The 24,494-nt window shown below is 48.8% G+C and carries 22 protein-coding genes; 16 read left to right on the top strand and 6 right to left on the bottom strand.

Translation table 11 applies throughout. The features are described from left to right. Positions 1-108 precede the first annotated feature (108 nt). From ABC831_RS05280 to ABC831_RS05265, 4 genes are all read left to right on the top strand, one after another. Complete coding sequence (locus ABC831_RS05280; protein ID WP_343247201.1) at positions 109-756, top strand: hypothetical protein; 648 nt, start codon at positions 109-111, stop codon at positions 754-756. 11 nt (positions 757-767) lie between these two features. Next, complete coding sequence (locus ABC831_RS05275) at positions 768-1,133, top strand: hypothetical protein (RefSeq protein ID WP_343247200.1); 366 nt, start codon at positions 768-770, stop codon at positions 1,131-1,133. 94 nt (positions 1,134-1,227) lie between these two features. Beyond that, positions 1,228-2,574, top strand: coding sequence for an RNA-binding domain-containing protein (locus tag ABC831_RS05270; RefSeq protein ID WP_343247199.1), 1,347 nt, complete (start codon positions 1,228-1,230; stop codon positions 2,572-2,574). A gap of 121 nt (positions 2,575-2,695) precedes the next feature. Then, positions 2,696-3,016, top strand: a complete 321-nt coding sequence (locus ABC831_RS05265; RefSeq protein ID WP_343247327.1) for an aldo/keto reductase — start codon at positions 2,696-2,698, stop codon at positions 3,014-3,016. Between the two features lie 108 nt (positions 3,017-3,124). Here ABC831_RS05265 and ABC831_RS05260 read toward each other — a convergent pair whose 3' ends face one another. From ABC831_RS05260 to ABC831_RS05245, 4 genes are all read right to left on the bottom strand, one after another. Next, positions 3,125-3,835 (bottom strand): FadR/GntR family transcriptional regulator, encoded by a 711-nt coding sequence (locus ABC831_RS05260; protein WP_343247198.1) that lies wholly within the window; start codon positions 3,833-3,835, stop codon positions 3,125-3,127. 146 nt (positions 3,836-3,981) lie between these two features. Continuing rightward, entirely contained in the window at positions 3,982-4,671 is a 690-nt protein-coding gene (locus ABC831_RS05255) for an LrgB family protein (protein ID WP_343247197.1), read from the bottom strand. Then, positions 4,668-5,027, bottom strand: a complete 360-nt coding sequence (locus tag ABC831_RS05250; RefSeq protein ID WP_343247196.1) for a CidA/LrgA family protein — start codon at positions 5,025-5,027, stop codon at positions 4,668-4,670. The genes ABC831_RS05255 and ABC831_RS05250 overlap by 4 nt, the downstream gene beginning before the upstream one ends. 5 nt (positions 5,028-5,032) lie before the next feature. Further along, the gene (locus tag ABC831_RS05245) at positions 5,033-6,106 is read right to left on the bottom strand and encodes an iron-containing alcohol dehydrogenase (protein WP_343247195.1); all 1,074 of its coding nucleotides are present in this window, start codon (positions 6,104-6,106) and stop codon (positions 5,033-5,035) included. Positions 6,107-6,673: 567 nt separating this feature from the next. Here ABC831_RS05245 and ABC831_RS05240 point away from each other — a divergent pair. The 9 genes from ABC831_RS05240 to ABC831_RS05200 all read left to right on the top strand — a co-directional run bounded on the left by ABC831_RS05240 (position 6,674) and on the right by ABC831_RS05200 (position 19,783). Next, positions 6,674-7,549: a dihydrodipicolinate synthase family protein gene (locus ABC831_RS05240; protein ID WP_343247194.1), complete on the top strand. Its 876-nt coding sequence runs from the start codon at positions 6,674-6,676 to the stop codon at positions 7,547-7,549. 54 nt (positions 7,550-7,603) lie between these two features. Beyond that, positions 7,604-8,527, top strand: a complete 924-nt coding sequence (gene dapA, locus ABC831_RS05235; protein WP_343247193.1) for a 4-hydroxy-tetrahydrodipicolinate synthase — start codon at positions 7,604-7,606, stop codon at positions 8,525-8,527. 74 nt (positions 8,528-8,601) lie between these two features. After that, entirely contained in the window at positions 8,602-9,705 is a 1,104-nt protein-coding gene (locus ABC831_RS05230; RefSeq protein ID WP_343247192.1) for an iron-containing alcohol dehydrogenase family protein, read from the top strand. Next, the gene (locus tag ABC831_RS05225) at positions 9,702-12,812 is read left to right on the top strand and encodes a glycosyl hydrolase (protein ID WP_343247191.1); all 3,111 of its coding nucleotides are present in this window, start codon (positions 9,702-9,704) and stop codon (positions 12,810-12,812) included. The genes ABC831_RS05230 and ABC831_RS05225 overlap by 4 nt, the downstream gene beginning before the upstream one ends. 12 nt (positions 12,813-12,824) lie before the next feature. Then, a complete protein-coding gene (locus tag ABC831_RS05220) occupies positions 12,825-13,736 on the top strand; it encodes a carbohydrate ABC transporter permease (protein WP_343247190.1) in 912 nt (303 codons plus the stop codon). A gap of 3 nt (positions 13,737-13,739) precedes the next feature. Further along, entirely contained in the window at positions 13,740-14,567 is an 828-nt protein-coding gene (locus ABC831_RS05215; protein WP_343247189.1) for a carbohydrate ABC transporter permease, read from the top strand. A gap of 84 nt (positions 14,568-14,651) precedes the next feature. Then, positions 14,652-16,073 (top strand): ABC transporter substrate-binding protein, encoded by a 1,422-nt coding sequence (locus ABC831_RS05210; RefSeq protein ID WP_343247188.1) that lies wholly within the window; start codon positions 14,652-14,654, stop codon positions 16,071-16,073. A gap of 112 nt (positions 16,074-16,185) precedes the next feature. Beyond that, positions 16,186-17,502 carry an MFS transporter gene (locus tag ABC831_RS05205; RefSeq protein ID WP_343247187.1) on the top strand — a complete coding sequence of 439 codons (1,317 nt, stop codon included), beginning with the start codon at positions 16,186-16,188 and terminating at the stop codon, positions 17,500-17,502. Further along, positions 17,459-19,783 (top strand): alpha-L-rhamnosidase C-terminal domain-containing protein, encoded by a 2,325-nt coding sequence (locus ABC831_RS05200; protein WP_343247186.1) that lies wholly within the window; start codon positions 17,459-17,461, stop codon positions 19,781-19,783. The genes ABC831_RS05205 and ABC831_RS05200 overlap by 44 nt, the downstream gene beginning before the upstream one ends. Here ABC831_RS05200 and ABC831_RS05195 read toward each other — a convergent pair. Further along, the gene (locus tag ABC831_RS05195; protein WP_343247185.1) at positions 19,780-20,547 is read right to left on the bottom strand and encodes an MSCRAMM family protein; all 768 of its coding nucleotides are present in this window, start codon (positions 20,545-20,547) and stop codon (positions 19,780-19,782) included. The genes ABC831_RS05200 and ABC831_RS05195 overlap by 4 nt on opposite strands. A 321-nt stretch (positions 20,548-20,868) precedes the next feature. Here ABC831_RS05195 and ABC831_RS05190 point away from each other — a divergent pair, with 321 nt between their 5' ends. Beyond that, positions 20,869-21,756, top strand: coding sequence for a CPBP family glutamic-type intramembrane protease (locus ABC831_RS05190; protein WP_343247184.1), 888 nt, complete (start codon positions 20,869-20,871; stop codon positions 21,754-21,756). A 182-nt stretch (positions 21,757-21,938) separates the two neighbouring features. Here the strand turns inward: ABC831_RS05190 and ABC831_RS05185 are convergent, their stop codons facing one another. Next, positions 21,939-22,763 (bottom strand): hypothetical protein, encoded by an 825-nt coding sequence (locus ABC831_RS05185; RefSeq protein ID WP_343247183.1) that lies wholly within the window; start codon positions 22,761-22,763, stop codon positions 21,939-21,941. Positions 22,764-23,145: 382 nt separating this feature from the next. Here ABC831_RS05185 and ABC831_RS05180 point away from each other — a divergent pair, with 382 nt between their 5' ends. Both ABC831_RS05180 and ABC831_RS05175 read left to right on the top strand, forming a co-directional pair. Continuing rightward, positions 23,146-23,466: a PadR family transcriptional regulator gene (locus tag ABC831_RS05180; RefSeq protein WP_343247182.1), complete on the top strand. Its 321-nt coding sequence runs from the start codon at positions 23,146-23,148 to the stop codon at positions 23,464-23,466. Further along, positions 23,466-24,437 (top strand): HAAS signaling domain-containing protein, encoded by a 972-nt coding sequence (locus ABC831_RS05175; protein WP_343247181.1) that lies wholly within the window; start codon positions 23,466-23,468, stop codon positions 24,435-24,437. Before ABC831_RS05180 ends, ABC831_RS05175 begins: the two co-directional genes overlap by 1 nt. Positions 24,438-24,494: the final 57 nt, after the last annotated feature.

The raw sequence follows: 24,494 nt of genomic DNA, 5'->3' as shown, positions 1-24,494 counted from the left end.
ACTGGGAATGCTACTATTGAATTTAAACAACAGCCGAGAAGACTTCAGACTATCTTATTGGTCAGGACATTCAACGAGAATATAGACTGAGAAAAAAGTAAATCAGATATGTTTGGTGCTTGCTGTAAGCGGACGGATGACGAAGGCATGCAGGCTTTGGCAGAATATGTTTATCATACAGTGTTTGAACAGGAAAAAGTATATCTGGATATCTTGCTTAGAGATTATGCACGGCTGATTATTGAGCGATTCCTTTATGAGCATCCGGAATATACAGGTATGATAGAACGAAAGAAAATCGTACCTCCGTACAATTCAGATCCTATTCCAGAGATAGAAGACCAACGTTATCTGGAGAAGCATTACGACGGAGCGATGTTTTGGCTGATACACTCCATGCGTTTTGAAGGCATGGGAATGTATGGAGATTTTGGCCGCTATGTTTTCCAAAGCGCTCTTCATAGTTTTGACGTGGATGACAAGAAGATGTTCAACTACGCTGTATATTACATTCAGAAGGAACTTGGGTTCTCCGAAGAATACTTTGGAGATCATGATCAGCACTGCGGCAGCTACGATAGGCATCAGAGCATAAAGACTGAAAGGATTGGAAAAAAGTATCAATGGATTATAATATGCTGGCTCGTATTTCAGATCATTGTAAGATGGTTGACCGTTGGAACTTTCCCGAGAAAGAAGATGTTAAATTTGAGGGGGCGTGGGAACCTTATGTTAGAGATTTTGATCCAACTTTGAATCAAAGCTTTATGATTTGTAAGGATGCCCCCAGATTTACTATACTGGATGAATTTTTAACCAAGGGAAAAGAGGAAAACAAAGCTGTTGATATTTCCACAGCGGATGCACAGAAAACGTGGCTTGGAACGAAGGGAATCTTTCTGGATAAATTGAAGGATACTTTGATTCTGACTGACCATAATGGGACAAAGTGGATATGCTTGACGAAGTATTGTGACACAGGACGTGAAGATCTGGATATAGATAAGTTGCTGGTATGGTGCTGGTTATATGCTTATTTTGTCAGTCCAGAGCAGGCGGATGAACTCTCCCAGTGCGTGAAAAAGGGGCGCTCTGCTTTTGATACGAATTTGACTCAATGTATTCATCTATGAAGGAAGCGATATAACAGGTGAAATCCTTAAATTCAAAAATAGGCACAAAGTGTTAAAGCATTATGACTTCTAAATTGAGGTGGGAGGAAAGTGAATGGCAGAAAACCAAAACACAGAATGGAAAGAATCCTGGCGTGATGAGTATTTAAAGTGGATTTGTGGTTTTGCTAATGCTCAAGGCGGCAAGATATATATTGGAACTGCTGATGATGGTACTGTGATTGGGGTGCCAGACAGCAAAAAGCTGCTTGAAGATATTCCGAATAAAGTAAGGGATATCCTTGGCATTATTGTGGATGTGAATCTGTTGACACAAGACGGAAAGGACTATATTGAAATTTGTGTGAATCCCAGCAGCTATCCAGTAAATTATAAAGGAGAGTATCATTATCGCAGCGGCAGTACAAAGCAGCTTCTCAGAGGAGCATCTTTGACAGAGTTTTTACTGTCTAAAACAGGGTATAAATGGGATGCTGTTCCAGTCGATGGTGCTACTGTTGAGGATTTAGACAAAGAGAGTTTTGATATTTTTCGGCGAGAGGCCCTACGGAGCGGACGTATGACAGAGGAAGACCTGAATATGAGCAATGAACAGCTTTTGGACAGTCTTGGTCTTTTTGAACAGGGCAGGTTAAAACGAGCGGCAATTCTTCTGTTTCACCGCAATCCGGAGAAATGGGTTACAGGTGCGTATATCAAAATCGGATATTTTGGAGAAGGCTCCGATCTGCGATATCATGACGAGATTCATGGTTCATTATTTATACAGGCGGACAGGGTTATAGAATTGATTTACCTGAAGTACATGAAAGCAATCATATCTTATGACAATGTCACTAGAATCGAGACGTATCCGCTCCCAAAGGCGGCTGTCAGGGAGGCAGTATATAATGCGATTATTCATTCCAATTATGCAGCATTAGTGCCGATACAGATCCGGATTCATGAGGATGCGGTGTATATCAGTAATGACTGTGTATTTCCGGTAGGATGGACGATCGAAACATTGATGGAGCGCCATCGCTCACAGCCTTATAATCCGAATATAGCCAATGGATTTTTCCGGGCAGGATATGTAGAAACATGGGGACGTGGGATAGAAAAAATATGTGAGGCATGTAAAAAACACGATGTTCCGATGCCGGAATATACACTTCATTTAGAAGATATCATGGTGAAATTTACGCCTTTAGGACAAAAGAACTTTTTAAAAGATCAAAATGTCCTAATAAATGACCCATTAAATGTCCTAATAGATGATTCTTTAGAGAAAATAATATTATCAGCAATAAGAGAGAATCCTCATATAACACAGGCACAACTAGCCACAAAATTGGACCGTTCTGATAGACAGACAAGAAGAGTTATAAAAGAACTGAGAGAAAAGGGAATAATTGAGCGTATTGGCAGCCGAAAATCAGGACAATGGATTGTAAAATAGCCTTTAACCAAAGAAGATAGGCAAAACAGGCACTTGCTCCCACTAAACCGCCTGTTTTGTCGGAAAGTATGGAAACCCATGTGTTTAACCAACAGGTCAGAGCGCATGAAACGATGGAAAAATACCGCGTACAGCAAGAATCCTGGGGACCTTTGCGGAAGGCGGGAAGGATTTCTTTACAAATCCGATCCTGAATGATATCGGCGCCATATATGGGAAAACAACGGCGCAGGTAGCACTTCGTTATCTGATACAAAAGAATATTGTTGTAATTCCAAAGTCTGTTCATAAGGAACGGATGGCACAGAATTTCGATGTGTTTGATTTCGTTCTGGACAGCTCTGATATACAAGCGATTGCTGCGCTGGATGAGCAGGAGAGCGCGTTCTTTTCTCATTATGATCCGGAAACCGTGGAGTTCTTAACAGGCATGGCAAAATAACAGAGTCTTGACTATATTAGAATAAAATTCAGAAAGGAAACATTTATTTTCCAGGCAGGAAACCCGTATGGTGCATCCCATACGGGTTTCCTGCCTGACTTTTGCATATTACTGCCCTTCCTGTTCATCCGATTTCGTATGGATAATCTCCATATCTTTTGCAGTTATGTTCAGATGGTTTTTCATCTCCTCCACCGCCTGCAGAGGAGCGCGGATCTGGAAGCACTGCAGAATTCTGGTGTGGGGCTCCACCGCGTTGGCATACACGCTGGTGTTCATAAAGGAATCACCGCGGTATTTGCGGAAGCTGGCCAGCAGCTGCTTGTTGATATTGATTAATAAGTTATTATCTGTGAATTCGATGATTTTGGAGTGATATAATTCATCCAGCATAATCATCTGCGGCCCGTCATGATTGTTTACTGCCTCCAGAAACGACTGGTTGATACTCTCCAGTTCGCCTACCTGCTTCTTGGTAGCCCGTTCCACGGATAAACGTACGGCCAGGGTCTCGATGGCCATCCGGACTTCCATGAAGTCGTTAAAGCGGGCATTTTCAATATCATACCAGTTGGAATGATTGGGTATCTTCTGATATTCCGCCACATAGGCGCCCTTTCCCGGCAATATATCGACATAACCCAGCGCCTGCAGCATACGCATGGCCTCCCGGACACTGGTACGGCTTACTTTCAGATTTTCACAAAGGTTCGATTCTGTCGGGAGCTTTTGACCGGGTTCATATTCACCGGAATCGATGAGTTCCTGGATCCTTTCCACGACGGTATCGGTAACCGATATCCTCCTTATTTCTTTCATAAGCAATTCCTCTCCCTCGATTTTTGTTTAAACTAGCGGAACTGTCTGATGTCATATTTGATCAAAACTGAAACCATACTTGTATGCTAGCATATTTTGATAAAGATTTATAGTGAAAAATGTTCCAAAGCGAAATTCACCGGGCGTCAATACACAGCCGAAAAGATCAGGATAAATAATACGGACAGGATACCGGTGAGGACAAGGGAAAGGCTGCTGACCGCACCCTGGATTTCACCCATTTCCATAGCCCTGGCCGTTCCGATTACATGGGACGCGGTACCGATACCGACTCCCTGGCTGATGGGATCGTCGATGCCGAAGAGCCTGCAGACCCATTCTGCGGTTATATTGCCAAGGATGCCGGTAAGGATAATCACAACCGCCGTTATGGTAACGATACCGCCCAGTTCCTGAGAGACACTGATGCCGATTGCGGTGGTTATGGATTTCGGAAGCAGAGTCACATATTGCTGATGATTCAGTTTGAAAAGTGAGGAAAACAGAAGCACGATCAGCATGTTCGTCACCACCCCGCTTAACACTCCGGCAATAATCGCCTTCAGGTTGTCTCTCAGCAGCATAATTTTTTCATAAAGAGGAATGGCCAGACATATGGTGGCCGGTGTCAGCAGATAACTCAGATACCGGCTGCCCGCCTCGTAGTTTTCATAATCCATATCCAACACTTTTAGACAGAAAATCACTAAGAGGATGGCAATCAGCAGTGGATTGCACAGAGCGGTCCGGCATCTTTTCTTGATCATACAGCCGGTCTCATAGGCGGCGATACTGAGAAAAAGGCTGAAATAAACGGAAGTATGGAAGAAACTCATAAGGTTCTGTGCTCCCTTCTGTGACGGAAAAACCGGGTCGTCCCCGCGCTGACGGCTGTCACAGCCAGGGTGGAGATAACAGTAATAAACGAGGCAGGGAGAAGGAGAGGATAAAACGCCTGCCAGTCTTCCATAAGGCCAACACCCGCGGGAATGAACATCAGCGGCATGAGGTCGATGAGCAGCTTTCCGACATCCTGTATTTGCTCCGGTTTCAGGATTTTACGGAATAAGAGAAAGAACAGGATGGCCAGTCCATAGATACTGCCCGGTATGGGAAGCGGGATCAGCACCCGCAGGAGTTCTCCGGCAAGGGCGATTCCCAGGATTATGAGGATCTGCTTGACGTATTTCATATGGATCAAAGCGCCTCCAGGACAGCATTATTCAGCCGGAGGATTTCCGCCTCTGAGGTAATATCAGAATCCGCAGCCAGATGTTTTGTGAAGAAATCCAGGCTCTCCTTTGAGGTATCATATCCGATCTCATTTAGTGTCAGCGGCATGTCCATTTCGCGCATGATCCGGCGGATCTGGTCTATTTCGGATGCAGGGCACCGATTGAAGGCCATCTGTATGAGAAGCCCGATGGCGACCAGCTCACCGTGAAGGAAAGCGCTGCCTTTAGACGTGTGATAATTCCGGATAAAATCGTAGGTGGCGTGGGCGACGGCCAGCTGGCCGGAACCGTCTGCGAATCCGCTGACTATGGAGGTGTGAAGAAGATTTGTCAGGATCGCATCGTCAAAGCGTCCGGCCGATCCGTTATTTCTATACAGATCTTCATACTCGCCGGATAGGAACTCATAGATCGCTTTGGCATTGATGATCTGAATATATTCCTTCAGATCACAGCTCTGGTAGCCGGTAACCTGCTTTTTGTGCAGGGACTCCGGATATTTTGCCATGGAATCCAGAATACCCGCAGCCAATGTGCGCCTGGGCGCGGTTGCGATTAAATCATGGTCTGCGATACAGACGTCGACTTCCTTTTTCAGATTAACGGCCGGGGAACGCTGTCCTTTTTCATTATACATGATGGCTACCATGGAGGTGGCCGCGCAGGTGGCGATGGAAGCAGGCACGGTGATAACCGGGAGCCCGGAAAATACGGAGGCACATTTTACGTTATCGATACATTTACCGCCGCCTACCGCCACCAGTACGTTACAGGTATTTTCTTTTGCAATATTCACAAATTCCATTGCCCGGTCTGCGGTACAGGAGCCGGTGTGGGTGAGTGTAACATAGGGGGTGCCGTCTGCCTGAAACAGGGGACCGGCACAATCCCAAAAGTGTTCCAGGGATGTCCTGCCTCCGATGATCAGTGCTTTTCCTCCCAAGCGGCGGATTTCTCCGGGGAGATATTGAATGGCCCCCCTGCCATGAAAAAATTTACCGCATCCGACTTTTAGTGGTGACATTTCTGTTTTCATAATTTCTCCTTTATCTCTTTGATCATGAATTTAATATTGCTGTTGTTTTTCCTGACATCTTAACCCAATGGGTATAACACATATGGAACCACTTTGTAAAAAGGAAGATACCGTTATCCGCGGCTCGACGCAGTCTGAAAGTTCGCAGGCGGAAACCGTCGTTATATCGCTATATACTGAATGAATTACGACATCATACAATAATAAATGGATGACTATAGAATAATCTAGGAATATTATTTTGTCAAGCATATAAGAAGAGTGCTTTTTAAATCTACTATTTGACGATTGTACGATGACTGCTTTGTGCAAAATAACGGGAATTTGGAGCAAAAATATTGTTTTGCAGCGATAATCACAATAAATATATCCTAAAATTATAAAAAATTAACAATAAATTAAAAAATGGAAAGAATATATTGACAACCAGATGAAAAACGATATATGCTAGGTGCATGAAATGACATCATACAATATTACGTGTGAAAATTTCAAACACATATTTCTGAAAAACTGTTTCACGGAAATACTCCATTAACGAAGAAAGGTAAGGAGAAAAGAAGTCTTATGGAAAAGAAATTTGAGGGAATCATCCCGCCGATTGTAACTCCGTTTGACGAGGACGGTACCATTAATGAAACACTGCTCCGCAGCGAAATGAAGACCTGCATGGATGCGGGAGCGGACGGACTCAGTGTGGCGGGCAGCACCGGAGAGGGCCCTACGATACGGGACGAAGAATACGGGACGCTGATAAGGGCTGCAAAAGATTACATATCCGGAGAACAGCCCATCGTCTGCGGAATCATGAGAACCTGCACCAGGGATGCGGTTAAGGCCGGCCTGGCGGCAAAAGAAGCCGGGGCAGATGCAGTCATGGTTACTCCGCCTGCCTATAATGTACTGGTACCCAATGAAGAGGGGATGTATGAGTTTTACCGGACCATTTCCCGGGAAGTAAAGCTTCCCATCATAATTTATAATGTGATTCCCCAGAATACTATTTCACCGGGGTTATTTAAGCGCCTGCTGGATACCACGGATTATGTGATGGGCATCAAACAGAGTGTCGGCGGGATACAGGCGCTGTATGCGGATATCATGTCGGCGGACCAAAAAGGCCGGGTGTACGCGGCCACGGACGATATGATTTTTTCCTGTTTTGAACTGGGGGCCGCAGGGGCGATCAGCGCGATTCTCTCATTGTTCCCCACACAGTGCCTGCAGATGTGGGAATGTGCACAGAAGAAGGAGCATGAGCGGGGTCTGGCTATTCAGAACTCCCTGTATCAGACCTGGCAGTGTATGGGAGGAAACCAGTTCCCGATCCGTCTGAAGTATGCGCTGCGTGTGATGGGCCGGGAAACAGGATATTGCAGAAGCCCGATTACATATCTGCCCGATGATGAGAAAACAAGGATTCGGGAAGCGTTATTGAAATAAATCTCTCACAAGATTTATCATAAAAAACTAATTTATTATGGAGGAGAATTAAAAATGAACAAATTTGTGGAGAAATACGGACAGATTTTACTTCCGCTGATTACCCCCTATGACGAGGAGGAAAATGTCAACTATGAAGCTTATGCGGAACTGATCGATTATGTGGTAAACAACGACCTGTGCGATTCTCTGATCGTGACAGGTACGACCGGGGAGGCAAGCCTTCTGACCTTTGACGAGCGGGTGAAACTGATGGAGACAGCAGTAAAGGCGGCGGACGGTAGAAAACCGGTCATTGCCGGAACCGGCTGCGCTTCCACAAAAGAGACCATCGCACTGACAAAGGAAGCGCAAAGGCTGGGGATCAAGACCTGCCTGATCGTATGCCCCTTCTATAATAAGCCCACCCAGGACGGTATCTATAACCATTTCGAAGAAGTGGCGAAGAACACCACCTGTGACATCATGTTATACAATATCCCGATCTTTGTGGGAGTAAACATGGAAGCCGGTACGGTAGCCCGCCTGGCTGAGATTCCCAACATTATCGGCATCAAAGATGAGGCGGGCATCAATCCCACGCAGGTTACCGACTTTTTCCTGGCGACCGAAAAGGTGGACCCGGATTTTGCTATCTACAACGGCGACGATGTTATGCTGCTGCCCACCATTGTGCAGGGAGCCATGGGGCTGGTCAGCGGCGGCGCACATATCTTCGGACATGAGATCCGCCGGATCTTCCAGGCGTTTGCCGAGGGTAGGAACGAGGAGGCAAAAGAGCTGTTCGTACCGATCTACCGGTTCTGCAAGACAACCGGGCAGAACGGAAGAATCCTTCCGAACTCCATCATGCGGCCGGCGATCGAGATGGTGAGCGGAATACACCTGGGGCCTGCCAGAAGCCCTCTGGCCCCCGCTACAAAGGAAGAAATGGATGTAACCGTGAACGTATTAAAAGAGATCGGTAAAATCCAGTAAAATTTCGGCAGAAAACAAAGAATAAAGGGAAACGACAGATTTAATAAGCGTCGTTCCTGAGAGGGTACATAAAAATGGATGCAGCATATAAACTGGGAGCCGGACGGTATATCCAGATGCCGGGAGCACTTAAACTGGCCGGTAAGGAGATTGGCAGATATGGAACCAGGGTGTTTATCATCGGAGGGCCGACTGCGCTATCTATCGTGGAAGATACGCTGCGGGAGAAGTTGGATGAGAGCCGTCTGGAGTATGAATTCAGGACTTATAACGGTTATACGGACAGGGAAACAGCTGCCGCACTGGCACAATATGTGAGGGAGCAGGGATTTGAGGTAGTGGCAGGAGCCGGAGGCGGCCGTATTATGGATCTGGCGAAGGCTGTGGCGCATCTGGCCAAAACCCCGGTCGTTACGATTCCCACATCTGCGGCTACCTGCGCGGCCTACACGCCTATGAGCGTGATGTATACGAAAGAGGGAGCCGCCTTGGGCACGGCCGGCGGAAACTTTTACCATGATTATGAGGTGAGCGCGGTTCTGGTGGATGAAGAGATTATGATCCGGCAGCCTCCCAGATATGCGGCCGCCGGAATGCTGGACAGCATGGCCAAATTTATCGAGATCCAGAACGGCCATGCGAAGGTAGATGAGAATACGTTCAGCCTGGAGATGGATACCGCCTATACGCTGGCTGCCTATATTTACCGTATTCTGGAGCGAAACTGCCTGAAGATATACGCAGATATCCAGAATCACAGGCTGACAAAGGAAGTCCATGATTTCTTATATATTAATTTTGTGCTGACCGGTTTCATCAGCGGAAGTTCCAAAGCGCTGGGACAGACGGCACTGGCCCATGAGATGTATTATGCCGCCCGGATGTTCTTTACGGAAGAGGCGCAGTCGTATCTTCACGGGGAGATTGTCGGTACATCACTGATCCTGCAGCTTAGTTATAACCGGACAGAAGAGCGGATTCCAATGTTCAAAGAGTTTATGAGACGTATGAATATGCCGGTTACCCTTGGACAGCTTGGAATACCTGAGACGGCACAGAACAGGCAGAAAATATACCAGTATCTGGCAAGTACGGATTTTGTGGAAGATACCGCAGAAAACCGCCGGATTTTGAAAAAGGCGGTTGAAGCGGTCTGCAGCGGAGGATGCGGCAAATGATGGAGATGGAATCCCAATTGAAAAATCCTGCAGGGGAATACCGCAGTGTTCCTTTTTGGTCCTGGAATGACGAGTTAGAGCCGGAAGAGCTGATCTGGCAGATACGGCAGATGAAGGAAAAGGGGATCGGCGGGTTCTTTATGCACGCCAGGGGCGGTCTGAAAACCCCTTATATGGGTGAAAAGTGGATGGCCTGCGTGCGTGCCTGCGTGGAAGAGGCGAAAAAGTGCGGGATGGACCCGTGGCTGTATGATGAGGAGGGCTGGCCCAGCGGTTTTGCGGGAGGAGAGGTTACGAAACTGGGAGACCGCTGTCACACCAGATGGATGGAGCTGTGTAAGTGTACTCCCGCGGACATAGACTGGAATCTTTCCATCCTGGGGATATACTCTCTTGACGGGCACTATCTGTGCGGCTCCGGGGATGAAGCGGTAAATGCTGAAAAACGGAAGCTTATCCGGGGGAAAGTGCAGGAAACTGTCTATGTGGTCAGTGAGAAATCAAACCCCTATTATGTAGATGTATTAAATCCGGATGTCATCCGCAAGTTTCTGGAGGTTACCCATGAAAAATATAAAAAAGAGTTCCCTTCGGAGCTGGGGACTATAATTCCTGGGTTTTTTACCGATGAACCGCAGTTTTCGAAGCTGAAAATCCCGTATTCCTACCTGCTTCCCGAAGAATTTAAGAAAGCAAACGGATATGAACTAAGAGATCACCTTCCCGCTCTGTTCCTGGATCTGCCGGGCTGCGGTTCGTACCGCTATGATTTCTGGAAGGTCGTATCCAGGATGTTCACGGAAGGTTTCTGCAAAACGATCTATGACTGGTGCCAGGAAAACCACTGCCAGCTGACCGGCCATCTGATGCGGGAGGATTCCCTGCTGATGCAGATGCAGGCCACGGCCGGTGTCATGCCGTCCTATGAATATATGCATGTGCCGGGGATTGACTGGCTGCGGAGACGGATATCTTCCCCGCTGACGCCGAAACAGGCAGGAAGTGCTGCGGCCCAGCTGGGCAGGAAGTTTGTACTTTCGGAGATGTTCGCGATGGTGGGCTGGGACTGCAGCCCGGAAGAATTAAAATGGATCGCCGAGTGGCAGTATGTGAACGGAGTCAACCGGATGTGCCAGCACCTGGAGGCTTACAGCATACGGGGAATCAGAAAGAGGGATTTTCCCGCATCTCAATTTTACCAGCAGCCCTGGTGGGAAGAATATGGAGACTTTAATGAATATTTTGCCAGGCTGGGCCTGCTGCTGACAAGGGGCCGTGTGGAAGTGGAGCTTTTGGTGCTGCACCCGATGCACAGCGGCTGGATGCTGTACGATGGGCAGGAGGAGGGAGAGATCGTCTCATTCGGACAGAAGTTCGAGGATCTCTCACAGCTGCTGGCCGACTACCATATCGATCACCATTACGGGGATGAGACACTGATCGCCCGGTACGGTAAAGTGGAAGGGGACCGGTTTTATATAGGAGAGTGCGGTTATCGGGCTGTGGTCATTCCGGATATGCGCTGTATGGATCAGCCAACTGTAGAGTTATTGGTACAGTTTGCGCAAAAGAAAGGCCGTATCTACCGGATGGGGGAATTCCCGGAATACACGAGCCCGAAAGCCCGGGAACAACTCTCGTACCTGCGGGATTATGCGCGGCCGGTTGGGATCAGTGAATTAAAAAAGGACATGAATGGGCTGGCAGATTTCCCGGTTTCTATAACAGAAAATGGGGAGGAAATCCCCAATCTGCACTACCAACTGAGGAAAACAGACACCGGACGGATTCTGTATGTGGTGAATCTGGATACGGGAATGGAGCGGAACGCCCAGTTCCGTCTTAGCGGTAACTGGCAGATTACGGAATATGTTCCGCTGGATGACAGTAAAGTTCCGTTGGATACAGACCGGGTGCGGGCGGATGAGACTGCTTTCAGCGTGCGGTTGGCAGCGAGGGAGAGCAAGGTGTTCTTTATCCGCAGACCGGACGCCGTTTGGGCGGCAGCTGTTCAGACAGAAGATTCGGCTGGTAATCAGACAGCCCATAGCCGAAAACCCAAAGACAGAGACTCATCAAAGACTATAATCCTGAGCAATGGCGGAAGCTGGAAGATCCGGCATGCGGACCTAAACGCCATGGCGCTGGACCGCTGCCGGTACCGGATCGATGGCGGTGCGTGGCAGGATGAAATCCATACCATCCGGCTGATGGACATTTTACTGCAGGAGAAGCGCCCGGTACAGACAGAGCTTTTATTTTCCTTCCGGATGGATATCGGACCGGAGGACATGAAAGAATTCTATCTGGCTGCCGAGATCACGGACCGGCTGAGGGCATGCATCAATGGGAAGGATGTGGTACTGAGTGAACAGGGCTGGTGGAGGGATAAAGGGTTTCGGACCTATGACATCCGCCCTTATATCCGCAGAGGGGATAACGAAATCATACTGAAAATAGACTTCAGACAGCCCCAGAACGTGTATGATGTACTGTTCGGGGAAAATGTGCTGGAGACGGAGAAGAACAAGCTGACATTGGAGACAGAGATCGAAAATATCTATCTGCTGGGGGATTTTGGAGTGATAAACCGCAATGGCTTTTCCTATTCCTGGAGAAAGGAACTGATATGTGATCCGGAATTCTCGATTGTGAAAATGCCTGCGTCGGTATATGGGGATGATTTCACATCCCAGGGCTTCTGCTTTTTCTCCGGCAAGCTTAAGATCAGCCAGGATCTGATCCTCCATGAATATGACGATTCGCTGGGGGTAAAGATTCAAAGCCTGCAGGGCAGCCGTATCCTCTACCGTTTTCCAAAACCCAACGCAGCTGTTGCAAAGCTCAGCATCAATGGAAAGCCGGTTAAAAAATTTCTTTGGCAGCCATACGAATGTGATATCACAAACTATCTGAAGTATGGAAAAAACGAAATCGTATGGGAACTGTATTCTTCCAACCGGAACCTGCTGGGCCCCCACCATCACGTGGACGGCGAGCTCTATGCCGTCTGGCCGGCGGACTTTACCGGGGAGCCGAGTCCCTTTAAAGCGGATCACAGAAATGTATGGTCAGATGATTATCATTTTGTAAAGTTTGGCCTATAGGGAGGAGATCGGATGAATAAAAAGAAAAAGATTTCAAAGCTGGCATTCAGCGAGGCCATGCGGGGATACCTGTTTATCCTGCCCGCCATCGTGCTGCTGGCCGGCCTGCTGTTTATACCCATGTTGAATGGGTTCTGGTACAGCTTTACGGACTTTAACATCCTGAAAAGCTGGGATAAAAATTTTATTGCGCTGGACAATTTTAAAAAAGTATTTTCCAGCGCGAATTTCGGAGAGATTCTCGGGAACGAGGCACAGTTTGCCATATCGGTAACGGTGATCACTGTAGTCATCTCCATGCTGATCGCTCTTTTGTTAAACGGCGTAAAGCACTTAAAGAACCTGACCCGGGCGCTGGTGTTTATGCCCTGGGTACTGCCGGAAGTGGTGGTCGGCGCGATCTGGCGCTGGCTGCTGAATGGGGAGAAGGGCCTGGTCAACGGAGTGCTGGTGGACTACCTGCACCTGCTGCCGGAACATATACAGTTCTTTTCGGAGGCTTTGTCGCTGGTCTCGGTTTCCCTGGTGTACATCTGGAGAACCTATCCTTACGTGACCATCATGCTATCCGCCGGATTACAGGGGATCGATAAGGAACAGTATGAGGCAGCGTCCATCGACGGCTGCAACGGCTGGAAAAAATTCTGGTATATTACCCTGCCGAATTTGAAATACGTACTTTCCATCTGCTCTTTGATGGCTATGATCTGGACGATGAACGGATTCGGTATCCTGAACATCCTGACTGCGGGCGGGCCTGGTGTATCCAGTACGACCCTGCCGGTGATCATCTATAAGACCGCGTTCCAGAAGTTCCGGTTTGGATTGGCCTCATCCTACTCGGTGATCCAGTTTATTATCATTATGATATTTGCGGTGGTTTATCTCAAACTGACGAAAGCAACAGATGAGGAGGGCGTATAAACGATGAAAAGCAAAATATTATCCGTCCTGAGAATTCTGGGTATCATTGCCGTGCTTTTTGTGGCTTTATTCCCGCTGGCCTGGATGGTGATCACCTCCTGTAAGAGTATGACGGAACTGCTGAAAATCCCGGTAACGATCTTACCAGAGAATTTCACGCTGGATTCCTACTATGAGGTCTGGGTACAGAAACCGTTTCCGCGCTACATATGGAATTCCCTGAAGATTTCGGCCGTGGCCACATTGCTGGGGATGATCGTGTCAAGCCTTGCGGCCTACGGGTTTGCCAAGTTCCGGTTTCCGTTCAAAAAGGGGCTGCTGATGTTCGTTCTGGTCGCCCAGATGTTCCCTGGAACCTCGGTGATTATACCGTTATTCTCTACCTATAAGTCATATGGACTGTATGATTCCCACTTCGGGCTGATGCTGCTGTACGCGACCATAAGCCTGGCGTTCTCGATCTGGATGATGTACGGGTATTTCCGGTCGGTGCCCTCGGAACTAGAGGAGGCGGCCCGTATCGATGGCTGCAGTGCGTTAAAAACTTTCGTACATGTGATCCTGCCCATATCCAAGCCGGGAATCGCGGCTGTGGGGGTATACGCCTTCATGTGCTCCTGGAATGAATATCTTTACAGCCTGATCCTGCTGACAACCGAAAGCAAATATACCATATCCCTTGGCCTCTCCAGTTTTATAACGGAATTCGGGACTTACTGGAACCAGATGGGGGCGGCGTCGATTATCGTAACCATCCCCACATTATTGATCTTTATCCTGCTGGGCAAGAACCTGATCGCAGGCTTGACGGCGGGTGCGGTAAAGGGATAAAAGGGAACTATTTCCGGAAAAATGGAAAAGAAAATCCGGAATGAAATTCATAACACATTTTTAATTAAAAGGAGGAAGTATTTCATGAAAAAGAAACTTATTTCATTGTTACTGGCCAGTGTCATGACCATGTCGTTGCTGAGCGGGTGCGGTGGTTCCCCGGAAGCGAAAGAGCCGTCAGCCTCGGATCAGGGCAGCAGTTCCGCTGCCTCAGATGAGGGCAAAGCGGCGGAAGGGACAGTGGAGATTGACATGTGGGTGTTCGGAGGATTGTCCGCAGAGCCAGTGGTGTTCCAGGAGATGGCGGAACAGTTTAACGCCTCCCAGGATAAGGTCCATGTAACCGTTACCGCCCAGGAGTGGGGAAGCCGTCAGGAAAAAATAGTAACGGCCTATCAGGGGGGAAATGATACCGCTCCCGACCTGTATGCGTTTGGCCCCTGTATCGATGACTATGGCAAGAAGTTAGGAATTATCTCTCCGCTGGAAGATGTGCTGCCAGAGATCGCCAGCCAGGTAAAAGAACTGATGCTGCCGGAGGTTGTGGAAGGAGTGGCTTCCCGTGACGGCAAGCTGTGGACCATACCGGCCTGGGTAGACCTTTCCCCTTATATGATGTACAACATCGACGCTTTGAAAGCGATCGGGCGGGATGAAAATAATGTGCCGAAAACCTGGAGTGAGTTCAAGGACGCCGCGATCGCTATGAAGGACGCGGGCTATACCGGATATTCCGTTCCCTTGAGTATGGAGAATTACTCCGATGTAAATAATGAATTCAATTATTGGAACTGGCAGTTAGGCGGCGCTCCCATGAATGACGAAGCCACGGAAATGACCATGAACGATGAGCACGCGGTGACGACGGTGGAATTCCTCAAGTCCATGTATGACGCCGGAACCTTCTCGGATAATGCGGCCAACGAGACTTATATGGACCGTCATGAGCAGTTCTTTGGCGGCGCCATCGCAACGAACATCGGTTACACCTATATTAATGGTATCTTAACCGATATGGAAGTCCCGGAAGATTTCAACTACATTATGGCGGATATGCCGATACCTGATGACGGTATGAAGATTGATGAGGACAAGGCTTTTTACCGCATGGTCAGCTCCAACATGGAGATCAGCGTCTCGTCCATTACGGACAAAGCGGATGCCTGCGGCGTATTCTTACAGTATCTGATCGACAATAATTTCTGGCATAAATGGGTAACTGATGTCAAAGCGAGAGCACCTATTGATATCGCTTCCTATGAAGAGGAAGCTCTGAAAGCGGAAACCATCGAAGTACAACCCGACCTGGTGAGAATGTATGAGGCCGGTACACTGATGGACGGTGTAAAACCGAAACCCAGCTATGGCGGCGTGACCGAGATCCAGACTACCATGGCAGAATATCTGATCGGCATTATCCAGGGCAAATATCCTTCGGTCCAGGAGGGACTGGATGAATTAAACGAAGCGTGCCAGGCACTGCTGGATGAATATAGCGAAGAATAAAACCGGCAACCGGTAAGGGCAGAGATCTGCGGAAAGAGGGATTTTCTCCGGATCTCTGCCTTTTCATTCTGAAAATAAACAGGGTATAGAACGATTGGGAGAATAAGACAAGATGGACGGCAAAATAATCAGCACTATGGAAAACAGCGGCACGAACAATCGCAAGAACTACAGCACTGGCAGCAAAGCAGGCAGCGTCACGAAATATATAAGCCTGTTCTACGCAGGACTGCTGTTACTGTTCATCGGGGTGATATACTCCTGGTCGATATTTGTCGCACCGCTGGAGATAGAATTTGGCTGGGACCGCTCGCAGACTTCTGTGGTTTTTGTACTTTCCATGGCTGGGTACAATATCGGCAGTTTGATCAGCGGAGTCATAATCTGCAAGTATTCCCACAGAATTACGCTGTCCATATCCGCTTTTTTATTGCTGCTGGGCTTCCTGGGGGCATCCCGGCTTGACTCCCTGATCGAAATATATGTATTCTACGGAGTGATCTGCGGCCTTGGGATCGGCATTGCTTATAATACGGTGGTGAGCACTGTGCTCACCTGGTTCCCGGATGACACAGGTACTGTGTCCGGCCTGCTGCTGGCAGGGTATGGGATCAGCAGTTTCCTGCTGGGGCCGGTGATTAACTGGATGCTGTATGAAGGAGCCGGCTGGCGGGATACTTTCGATATAATGGGCTGGATGTTCTGCGGTCTGATCCTGGGCGCCTGCATACTGATCCGGAAGCCGCCGGCAGCCCGGCAAAGCGGGACAGCTGGGGACAGGGAAGATAAAGAGGTATCTCCTGGCCAAATGCTGCGCAGGCAGTCCTTTTATCTGTTTTTTGGATGGCTGATCTGTATCGGTACCATAGGTCTAGGGGTGATCGGCAGCGGAGCGGTCCTTCCGCTGGAGATGGGAGTGTCCCCGTCAAAAGCCGCGTGGATCGCCGGGGTGCTGAGCGTGGGAAATGCTGCCGGAAGGCTTCTGTATGGCCGGCTGTGCGATCGGAAGGGCCGAAGCTTTGGAATGGGGACTGCCGCCGCCGGTGTCGGAATCGCGTCGCTTGGTCTGCTGCTTGCACAGCTGTTTGGTAACAGTGCGATCCTGACCGGCGCCTATCTGTTTACCGGTCTGGCGTACGGAAGTCTTCCGGTGCTGATCACTTATTATTGTACCAGGCAGTACGGAACCCGCTACCGGAGTATTAACCTGGGAATCCTCAATGCCAACGGTATGGTTACCAGTGTCCTGGGTTCCTGGGGCAGCGGTGTGATATACGAAAGGACCGGTTCCTATAAGGCCGCGTTTTGTGTTATGATAGGGATAAGCATGTTTGCTCTGGTCTTATGGAAACTGTTGAATCAGGAACTTCAAAAGGAGAATCGAAATGGAACAGACAAAGATACCGTACGATGGAAAAAGGAAGATTGAGTTTCGGGATGGAATGATATATAGCAAAGAGGCACAAGGGTTTGAACTGCCGCAGGAACAGAGAAGGTGGGAGGCAAAGTGGATCTGGGCACCGGCTGAAGCATATCCGGAGTATCAGACCTGTGACTACACCATGTTTCAGAGAATAGACGGCCCCTTTGCTGTTTTTCTTTTTCAGAAAAGATTTTTGTGCGATAAAAAGCCGGACCTGGCAAACTTGTATATAACATCGGATTCTTCCTATAAAGTATATGTAAACGGTCAGCCCGTTGGAAGGGGAAGCGCGCAGCCGGGAGGGGATTACGCGAATTGCGAAAGCGTACCGTATAAATTCTATGAGAAATATCCGGTGCAGGATTTTCTCAGAGCAGGGGAAAATGTGATTACGGTTCGCGTATGCTTGGGAGCGGTGGTACAGTCGGAGATCTCCTGCGGACATGGCGGCCTGCTGGCGGAGGTTACGGTGGGCGGCCGGGAGACAACTCTGACTGCCACGGATGGTTCATGGAAATGTATCCGGGACAGGGCTTACACGGCACGGTCCTGCTGGGACGGGGCTTTTTCCCTGGAAGAGGAGGATGAGGGATACCGGGATGAGACCTGGACCTGGGCGCAGACAGTGAAGAACCAGGAGATATTTCCTCCTGTATATGCCACACCGATCCCGGACCTGGTGTATCTGGAACGGCGGCCGGAAAAAGTAATGAACCCGTTTGATCCGGAGGGGAATCGGGTTATACAGGAAAAAGGTTCCGGAAGTATCCGGATTACAAAGGGAGCGCCTGTGACGTTCTGGCTGGATTTCGGCAGGATCTATGCGGCCTTCTTTTTCCTGAAAATCAAAGGAGCCAAAGGGATAAAAGTCGTGCTTCACATGCAGGAGTTCCCGGGAAAAATAGAACGGGACGGGACGACACTGACACTGATACTGGGGGAAGAGGAGGCCAGCCTGGAAACCCTCAGGATGCAGAGCATCCGCTGCGTGCAGGTTACGCTGGCCAATGTCTGGCAGGACTGCGTGATCCATGAAGCGGGAATCAATATAAGCGCCTACCCGTCAGAGTTAAGGGGGAGCTTCCGCTGCAGCGATCCTCTGCTGGAGAAAATCTATCTGTCCGGGTGCAGGACCAATCAGATCTGCCGGCAGACTTACCACATGGACTCCCCGATCCACCAGGAGCCTTTGGGGTGTATGGGGGATTATATGATAGAGAGCCTGATGAATTATGTCACGTTCGGGGATTCCTATCTCACCAGGTTTGATATTTTGAAGATAGCCGCCTATCTGAAGGATCGGGACTATCGGATGTTCCATCCCAGTTACTGCCTGCTGTATATCGGAATGATCCTGGACTATGTCATGTACACAGGAGATACGGATCTGATATCCCGCACGGAAGAGACCATAGATGGAATCCTCCGTTTGTTTACCTCCTATCTGGGGGGAAGCGGTCTGATGGAAAAGGCGCCCAACTATATGTTCATGGATTGGGTGGAGGACGGCGGTTATAACAGACACCACCCGCCAAAATGTATGGGGCAGGGGTATCTGACCGCCATGTTCGCAGGGGCTCTGGAGCGTGCGTGCGTGATACTGCGTATACTCGGGAACCGGGAAGAGAAGATCAGCAGGTATGAGGCATTGCGCTGTCAGGTGATTGGAAGCATACAGCGGGAATTATGGGATGAGGAGAAACAGCTGTATGCAGACGGCCGGTATGATCCTGAAGCCCGGGAATCCACCAGATGGTTGCCGGCAGATGTGGACCGGAGATTTTACAGTCAGCACATGAACACTTTAGCGGTACTCTATCATATCGTGCCAATCGAGCGGGAGAGGGAGCTGATGGTACGCGTAATGGAAGATTCCGCGCTCAGCCAGGCCCAGCCGTATTTTATGCACTTTATATTTGAAGCGCTGGAGCAGACCGGGCTGTTTGAAACCTACGGACTGGCACAGATCCGCCGTTGGGAAAGCCTGCTGGATGAGAATCCGGATGCTTTAAAAGAGGTGTGGTATGGATTCGACTGTGACTATTCCCACGCATGGGGAGGCACTCCCACATACCAGCTGCCAACCAGAATACTGGGCGTGGTTCCGGTAGAACCGGGATTCCGTAAGATCCGGTTTCGGCCCTGTCTGCCGTCCGGGCTGGATTACGCGTCTGGAAGTATCCCGACCCCGAAAGGGGAGATTCGTGTGGAACTGACCCGGCTGTCCGGAGAAGTGAAAGTACGGATGGAACTGCCCGAAGGGGTGGAGATCGCGGATGAAACCTAGACAGGAACGATCTCCCCGGCCGGTAGCGTGGTTCCGGCCGGCAGGGCAGCCTGCCAGTTACCGGATGCGTCGGCCGTAGTTGTAAGTCTCGTTCCATCGGGCAGAGTTACCGTAATCTGAGCGCCGGGAACGCCGGAGCCGGTGATGGAGGTATCCGCATCAGTCACGGAGTAGATTACAGGTCTGGGGCTTAGGGAACGCGCCGGTAAATTTCTTACGGAGAATGCGTACTGGGGAAGTCCGTCGATGGTAATATCCCCGTCTTCGGATACTTCAACCGTATAGGAATGTGTGTTGGCCAGATAGCCTTCCGGCGCTGCAGTTTCCGTCATAGTATAGATTCCCGGAGCCAGGGAGCCGAAATCCACCAGCCCGCCGCTGTCGGATACCGCAGTGCTTCCGTTGGACAACATAAATGTGGCGCCGCCAAGCGGCATGTTACTTTCCTCGTCATATTTTCGGAAAGCAAAATTCGGATAGGGAGTATTTCGGGCTTCATTATAAAATGAAACCTCATCGGCCTCCTGGCCGTCTATCGTCACATTTCCATCCGCATCGACGATGATCTGATGCACAGCGGTCTCGGGACGGTATCCGTCCGGAGCGGCCGTTTCTTCCAATTCATATATTCCAGGTTCCAATCCGGAGAAGGAAAGTATCCCGGATGCGCCGGACAAGCCGGTCATGATCTGCTGCCCGTTTTGGTACAGGGTATAGGAAGCGCCTGCCAGCGGGGCGCCGGTAGCCAGATCCCTCTTTATCACCTGAAAAGAACCTTCCGCGGGCCCGGGACAACACTCTGAGCAGCGGCAGCAGCGCCGGCAGCAATGACATACGGGACAGCAGCGGCGTAAGCGGCTGCATCTATTACAAAATTCCATTAAAATCACCTTACATACATTATTACACTTTATTTATATGTTCTTTTTACGGCAATTGTTCGCTTGCGTTATCCTATACAGGCCTTAGCATGTGGGGAACTGCGCTGTCCGGTATTTCATGAAATAAATCCCCATTTTAATATGGGGTATGATATAATAAAGCCGGCAATATCTAATCTTGAGAAAGAAAAGGAGACACATAAGATGTTGAAAAAAGTTGGGAATTTTCTGTTGGCTCTGGTTCCGGCCGTGTCCATGATAGCGCTCGAGCTTTTGATAGAAGTTGTGTTGATTCTGGGTATCGTGCTGATGGAGTTAACGTCCGCCAACGCAAACGGTATGCCGATGTCAATGACGGATATCATGAATTCACTTCCGCAGATGATAATGGATCACTATATGCTGCTTTTGATCATGATACAGATCAGCTGGCTTATTGGGTTTGGCCTATGGTATTATTTCGGCTTCGTTCGGAAAAAAGAACGGCTGAAGCTTGTACAGGTATTCAGCGTAAGATCCATTTCAGCAGAGATCTGTCTGGCCGTCGGTTTTTATTTTATCATTACCCTTTATTTGTCATTGGCGGGATTCGCGTTTCCGGATTTGATGGAAGATTATAATTTATTGATGGAACAGACCGGTATCGCTGACCGCACCGTTCTCTCCACCATCTCCACGATCATTTTGGCGCCGGTCTGTGAGGAATTGATATTCCGGGGACTGACCTATAAGTTTGCCAGGAGGGCAGGATTGAATTTTCTGCTGGCCAATATCTTACAGGCTCTGCTGTTTGGGATTATACATATGAACTGGATACAGGGGACATATGCCTTCTGCCTGGGCCTGCTTTTAGGTTTCGTCAACGAGCGCTACAGCTCCTTGTACGCGTCGATTCTGCTGCATGCTTTGTTTAACTTCTGCGGTACCTATCTTGCGGAGGCACTTGGCTTCCTGCCGGATGTCATCGGAGTTTATGTGGGAATGGCGGCCGTCGGCGTTCTGTTTGTCGGTCTTTCCTGGTACTTGTTTAAGAGAGATAAGAGTATTAGGATTAAGAGGGCAGCGGCGGTTGATGATCATTTGACATTTTGAGTTTCGATATTATAATAAGCGTACAAAAACCCGGTTTGATGACCGGGTTTTTGTTATTATTTCATAGGAAAGTGCTCCTATGAAATAAAACGCTCCGCGGGGATCGCACTACGGCGGAAAGGAAGATGCCGCTTACGCGGCCCGCCGCAGGCGGAGAGTTTCGCAAGCGAAACTCTCTTTCACTATTTCGTCATAAAACCGAATACCACATCACTTGTTCCCCAGACGCCCTGGACCACGTAGATATAACCGGCATCAGCCTGTGGGATGAGAATTTGCCCGTCTTCCGAGACGGTTACCTCCACCGGTTCCCCCTGCGGGTCCGTACCGATGTACGCCTGATCCTGATAATGACCGGCAGAATGGCGGGTTACCGTTACGTTATCTGGTTTTTTCGTAAACAGCAGGGTGAGATCTGCCGGCTCAGGTAGGGATATATCTGCCAGTTCCGAGGCAGCCAGCATGCTGGGGGCGTCCGTCACTACCGACTGCATGGCGCCATCCTTATCCTTATATTCCCAGTGAAATCCACCGCGGGTAGTCATAGCTGTGACCACGGCCTGATCCGTCCGGTAGTTTACATCCAGACTGGGCGGCTCGGCCAGGTCAGGCTCCTGATAGATCGTATCAATGAGCTCCTGATAGCGGTCCGCGTCGGCTGGAGTTCCCTGTTCCATTACTTTGATTTTGGTGACGCCCGGGTATTGGCCGGGATAGGACTGCATCATGATTCCGTTCCCGTAGATTTTTAAAATATTGCCCTTCTCCAGTTGATCCCGGGTGATTTTATCCCCGTTTTTATCATAGATATCCTCCGGAAAATGAACAGTAAAAACACCGCTCTCATCACTCACCATAATATGGGAGTCTTCGCCATAGGGTATGTACATAGCCTGAATGGCGTTCTTATCTTCTTCCCTCCTGCGGATGGTAAAGAGAACAGCCAGGGCTATCAGAATGAGAATAACGACTGATGCCAGAATGAAAAGTATGTTCTTTTTCTTCATAATAAAATACTCCTTATATGTTAGTATTACACCTTGCCGGGGGGTTAAGCCATTGGAAAGATCCCTCATCCGTGCATCTGTCCGTAATGTTTTGTCTATCCATTTCGTGTTACAGTATCAGATACTCAAGGTATATAACTCTAGTGTCACATTATAATAGAAATGTTGCAGGTTGTAAAAGAAAATATAATCTTCTGTTGACATCTTTTGATTTATACTATATTATACATAGTATGCAATACATAGTATGTATAACATAGCATGTGGCAAACCAGTGGAGTGTACGATGCTGTTGTTTCCTCTTGGGGATACCCTGTCCCACTAGAAGGCGCCGGTTTACCGCTGACTATTTTACATGCTTATAGCGAAAAGGAGGTGGAAAATGGATACCCAGAGAAAAAAAGGAGTATTGGATGTATGTGTCCTGTCAGTTTTGAAGAGGGGGCCATCCTATGGCTATATGATCATAGGTGATGTATCCCAATGCATTGAAATATCAGAATCAACCCTGTATCCCATTCTGAAGCGATTGGAGAGCACTGGTTTTGTGACCACCTATAAACAGGAACACAATGGCAGAACCAGAAAATATTATGAGATCACAGAAATGGGAATCGGAAAAATCAATGAATTTTTAGGCGAATGGGAAGAAATGAAACAGATTTATAATTTTGTGGAAAAAAACAGCCAGGAGGGTAAATGATGAATAAGAACGAATTTCTGAACCGATTAACAGAGCAGCTTCCGCAGTTAAAACAAAGTGACATAGACCAGCTGAGAGAATATTACCAGGAATTGATCTGTGACGGCCTGGAACAGGGAAGATCGGAGGAAAATATTATCGAAGGTTTTGGAAAACCGGAGGATATCGCCAGCCAGATAAAAAACGAGTACAAAGAATACGGGCAGATTCTCACACCGCCAAAAGCAGAGCAGGACTACACGACCCAGTCACCGATCACAAAAGTATTCGTGGAGGCCCAGAATTTAAGAATTGAGATCCATCCGGTGCCCTCAGGAACGGTCAGAGTACTGTTCCAGCCCCGGGAAGGTGTGGATGAGGTCATACACACAGTAGAGAACGGAGAATTTATTTTCCGGCACCGGATGCGGATGTTTCCGTTAAATATAGCCAATTGGTTCCGTTTTCCCCAGCGCGTGATCGTGGAGATCCCCGAGAACTTCCACGGAAGCATGAGGGTCAAGACCTCCAACAGCCAGATTAACGCTGCGTCACTGCCGAAGATGTCGGACGTCCAGCTGATCACCTGCAATGCAAAAATCACGGCGGAGCATATGTCCGCCGACACCATGCTGCTGCAGACCAGCAATGGAGGGATTCTCTTAAGAGATTTAAGCGGAATGCGGTTAGAAGCGATTACCTGCAACGACAAGGTCAACGCTGCCAACTTAAGCTTTCCCGGCACACTGCTTCTGTCTACAAAGAACGGTTCCATCTCCCTCCAGGACATCATCGGGGACAATATCGTGCTGACCACCTGCAACGCTTCGATCACCGGGTATATCCTGGGAGATATGAGAGACTACGGTATCGAGAGCAAGACCAGCAATTCATCAAACAATCTGCCGAATTACCGGTATCCGGACCAGCGTAAATATCTGAAGGCTAAGACCAGCAACGGCAAAATTATGGTCGAATTCAGGATACCGTAGCGGAAACCGGAGATCATCCGGGAGAAAGGCCCCGCCGGCCATCCCCTTTCGTCCTTG

It is taken from the genome of Diplocloster hominis, assembly GCF_032380655.1.
Taxonomy (GTDB): Bacteria; Bacillota; Clostridia; order Lachnospirales; family Lachnospiraceae; genus Diplocloster; species Diplocloster hominis.
Note: the sequence above shows the minus strand (reverse complement) of the source record. Positions and strands in the feature narration are given on the sequence as shown.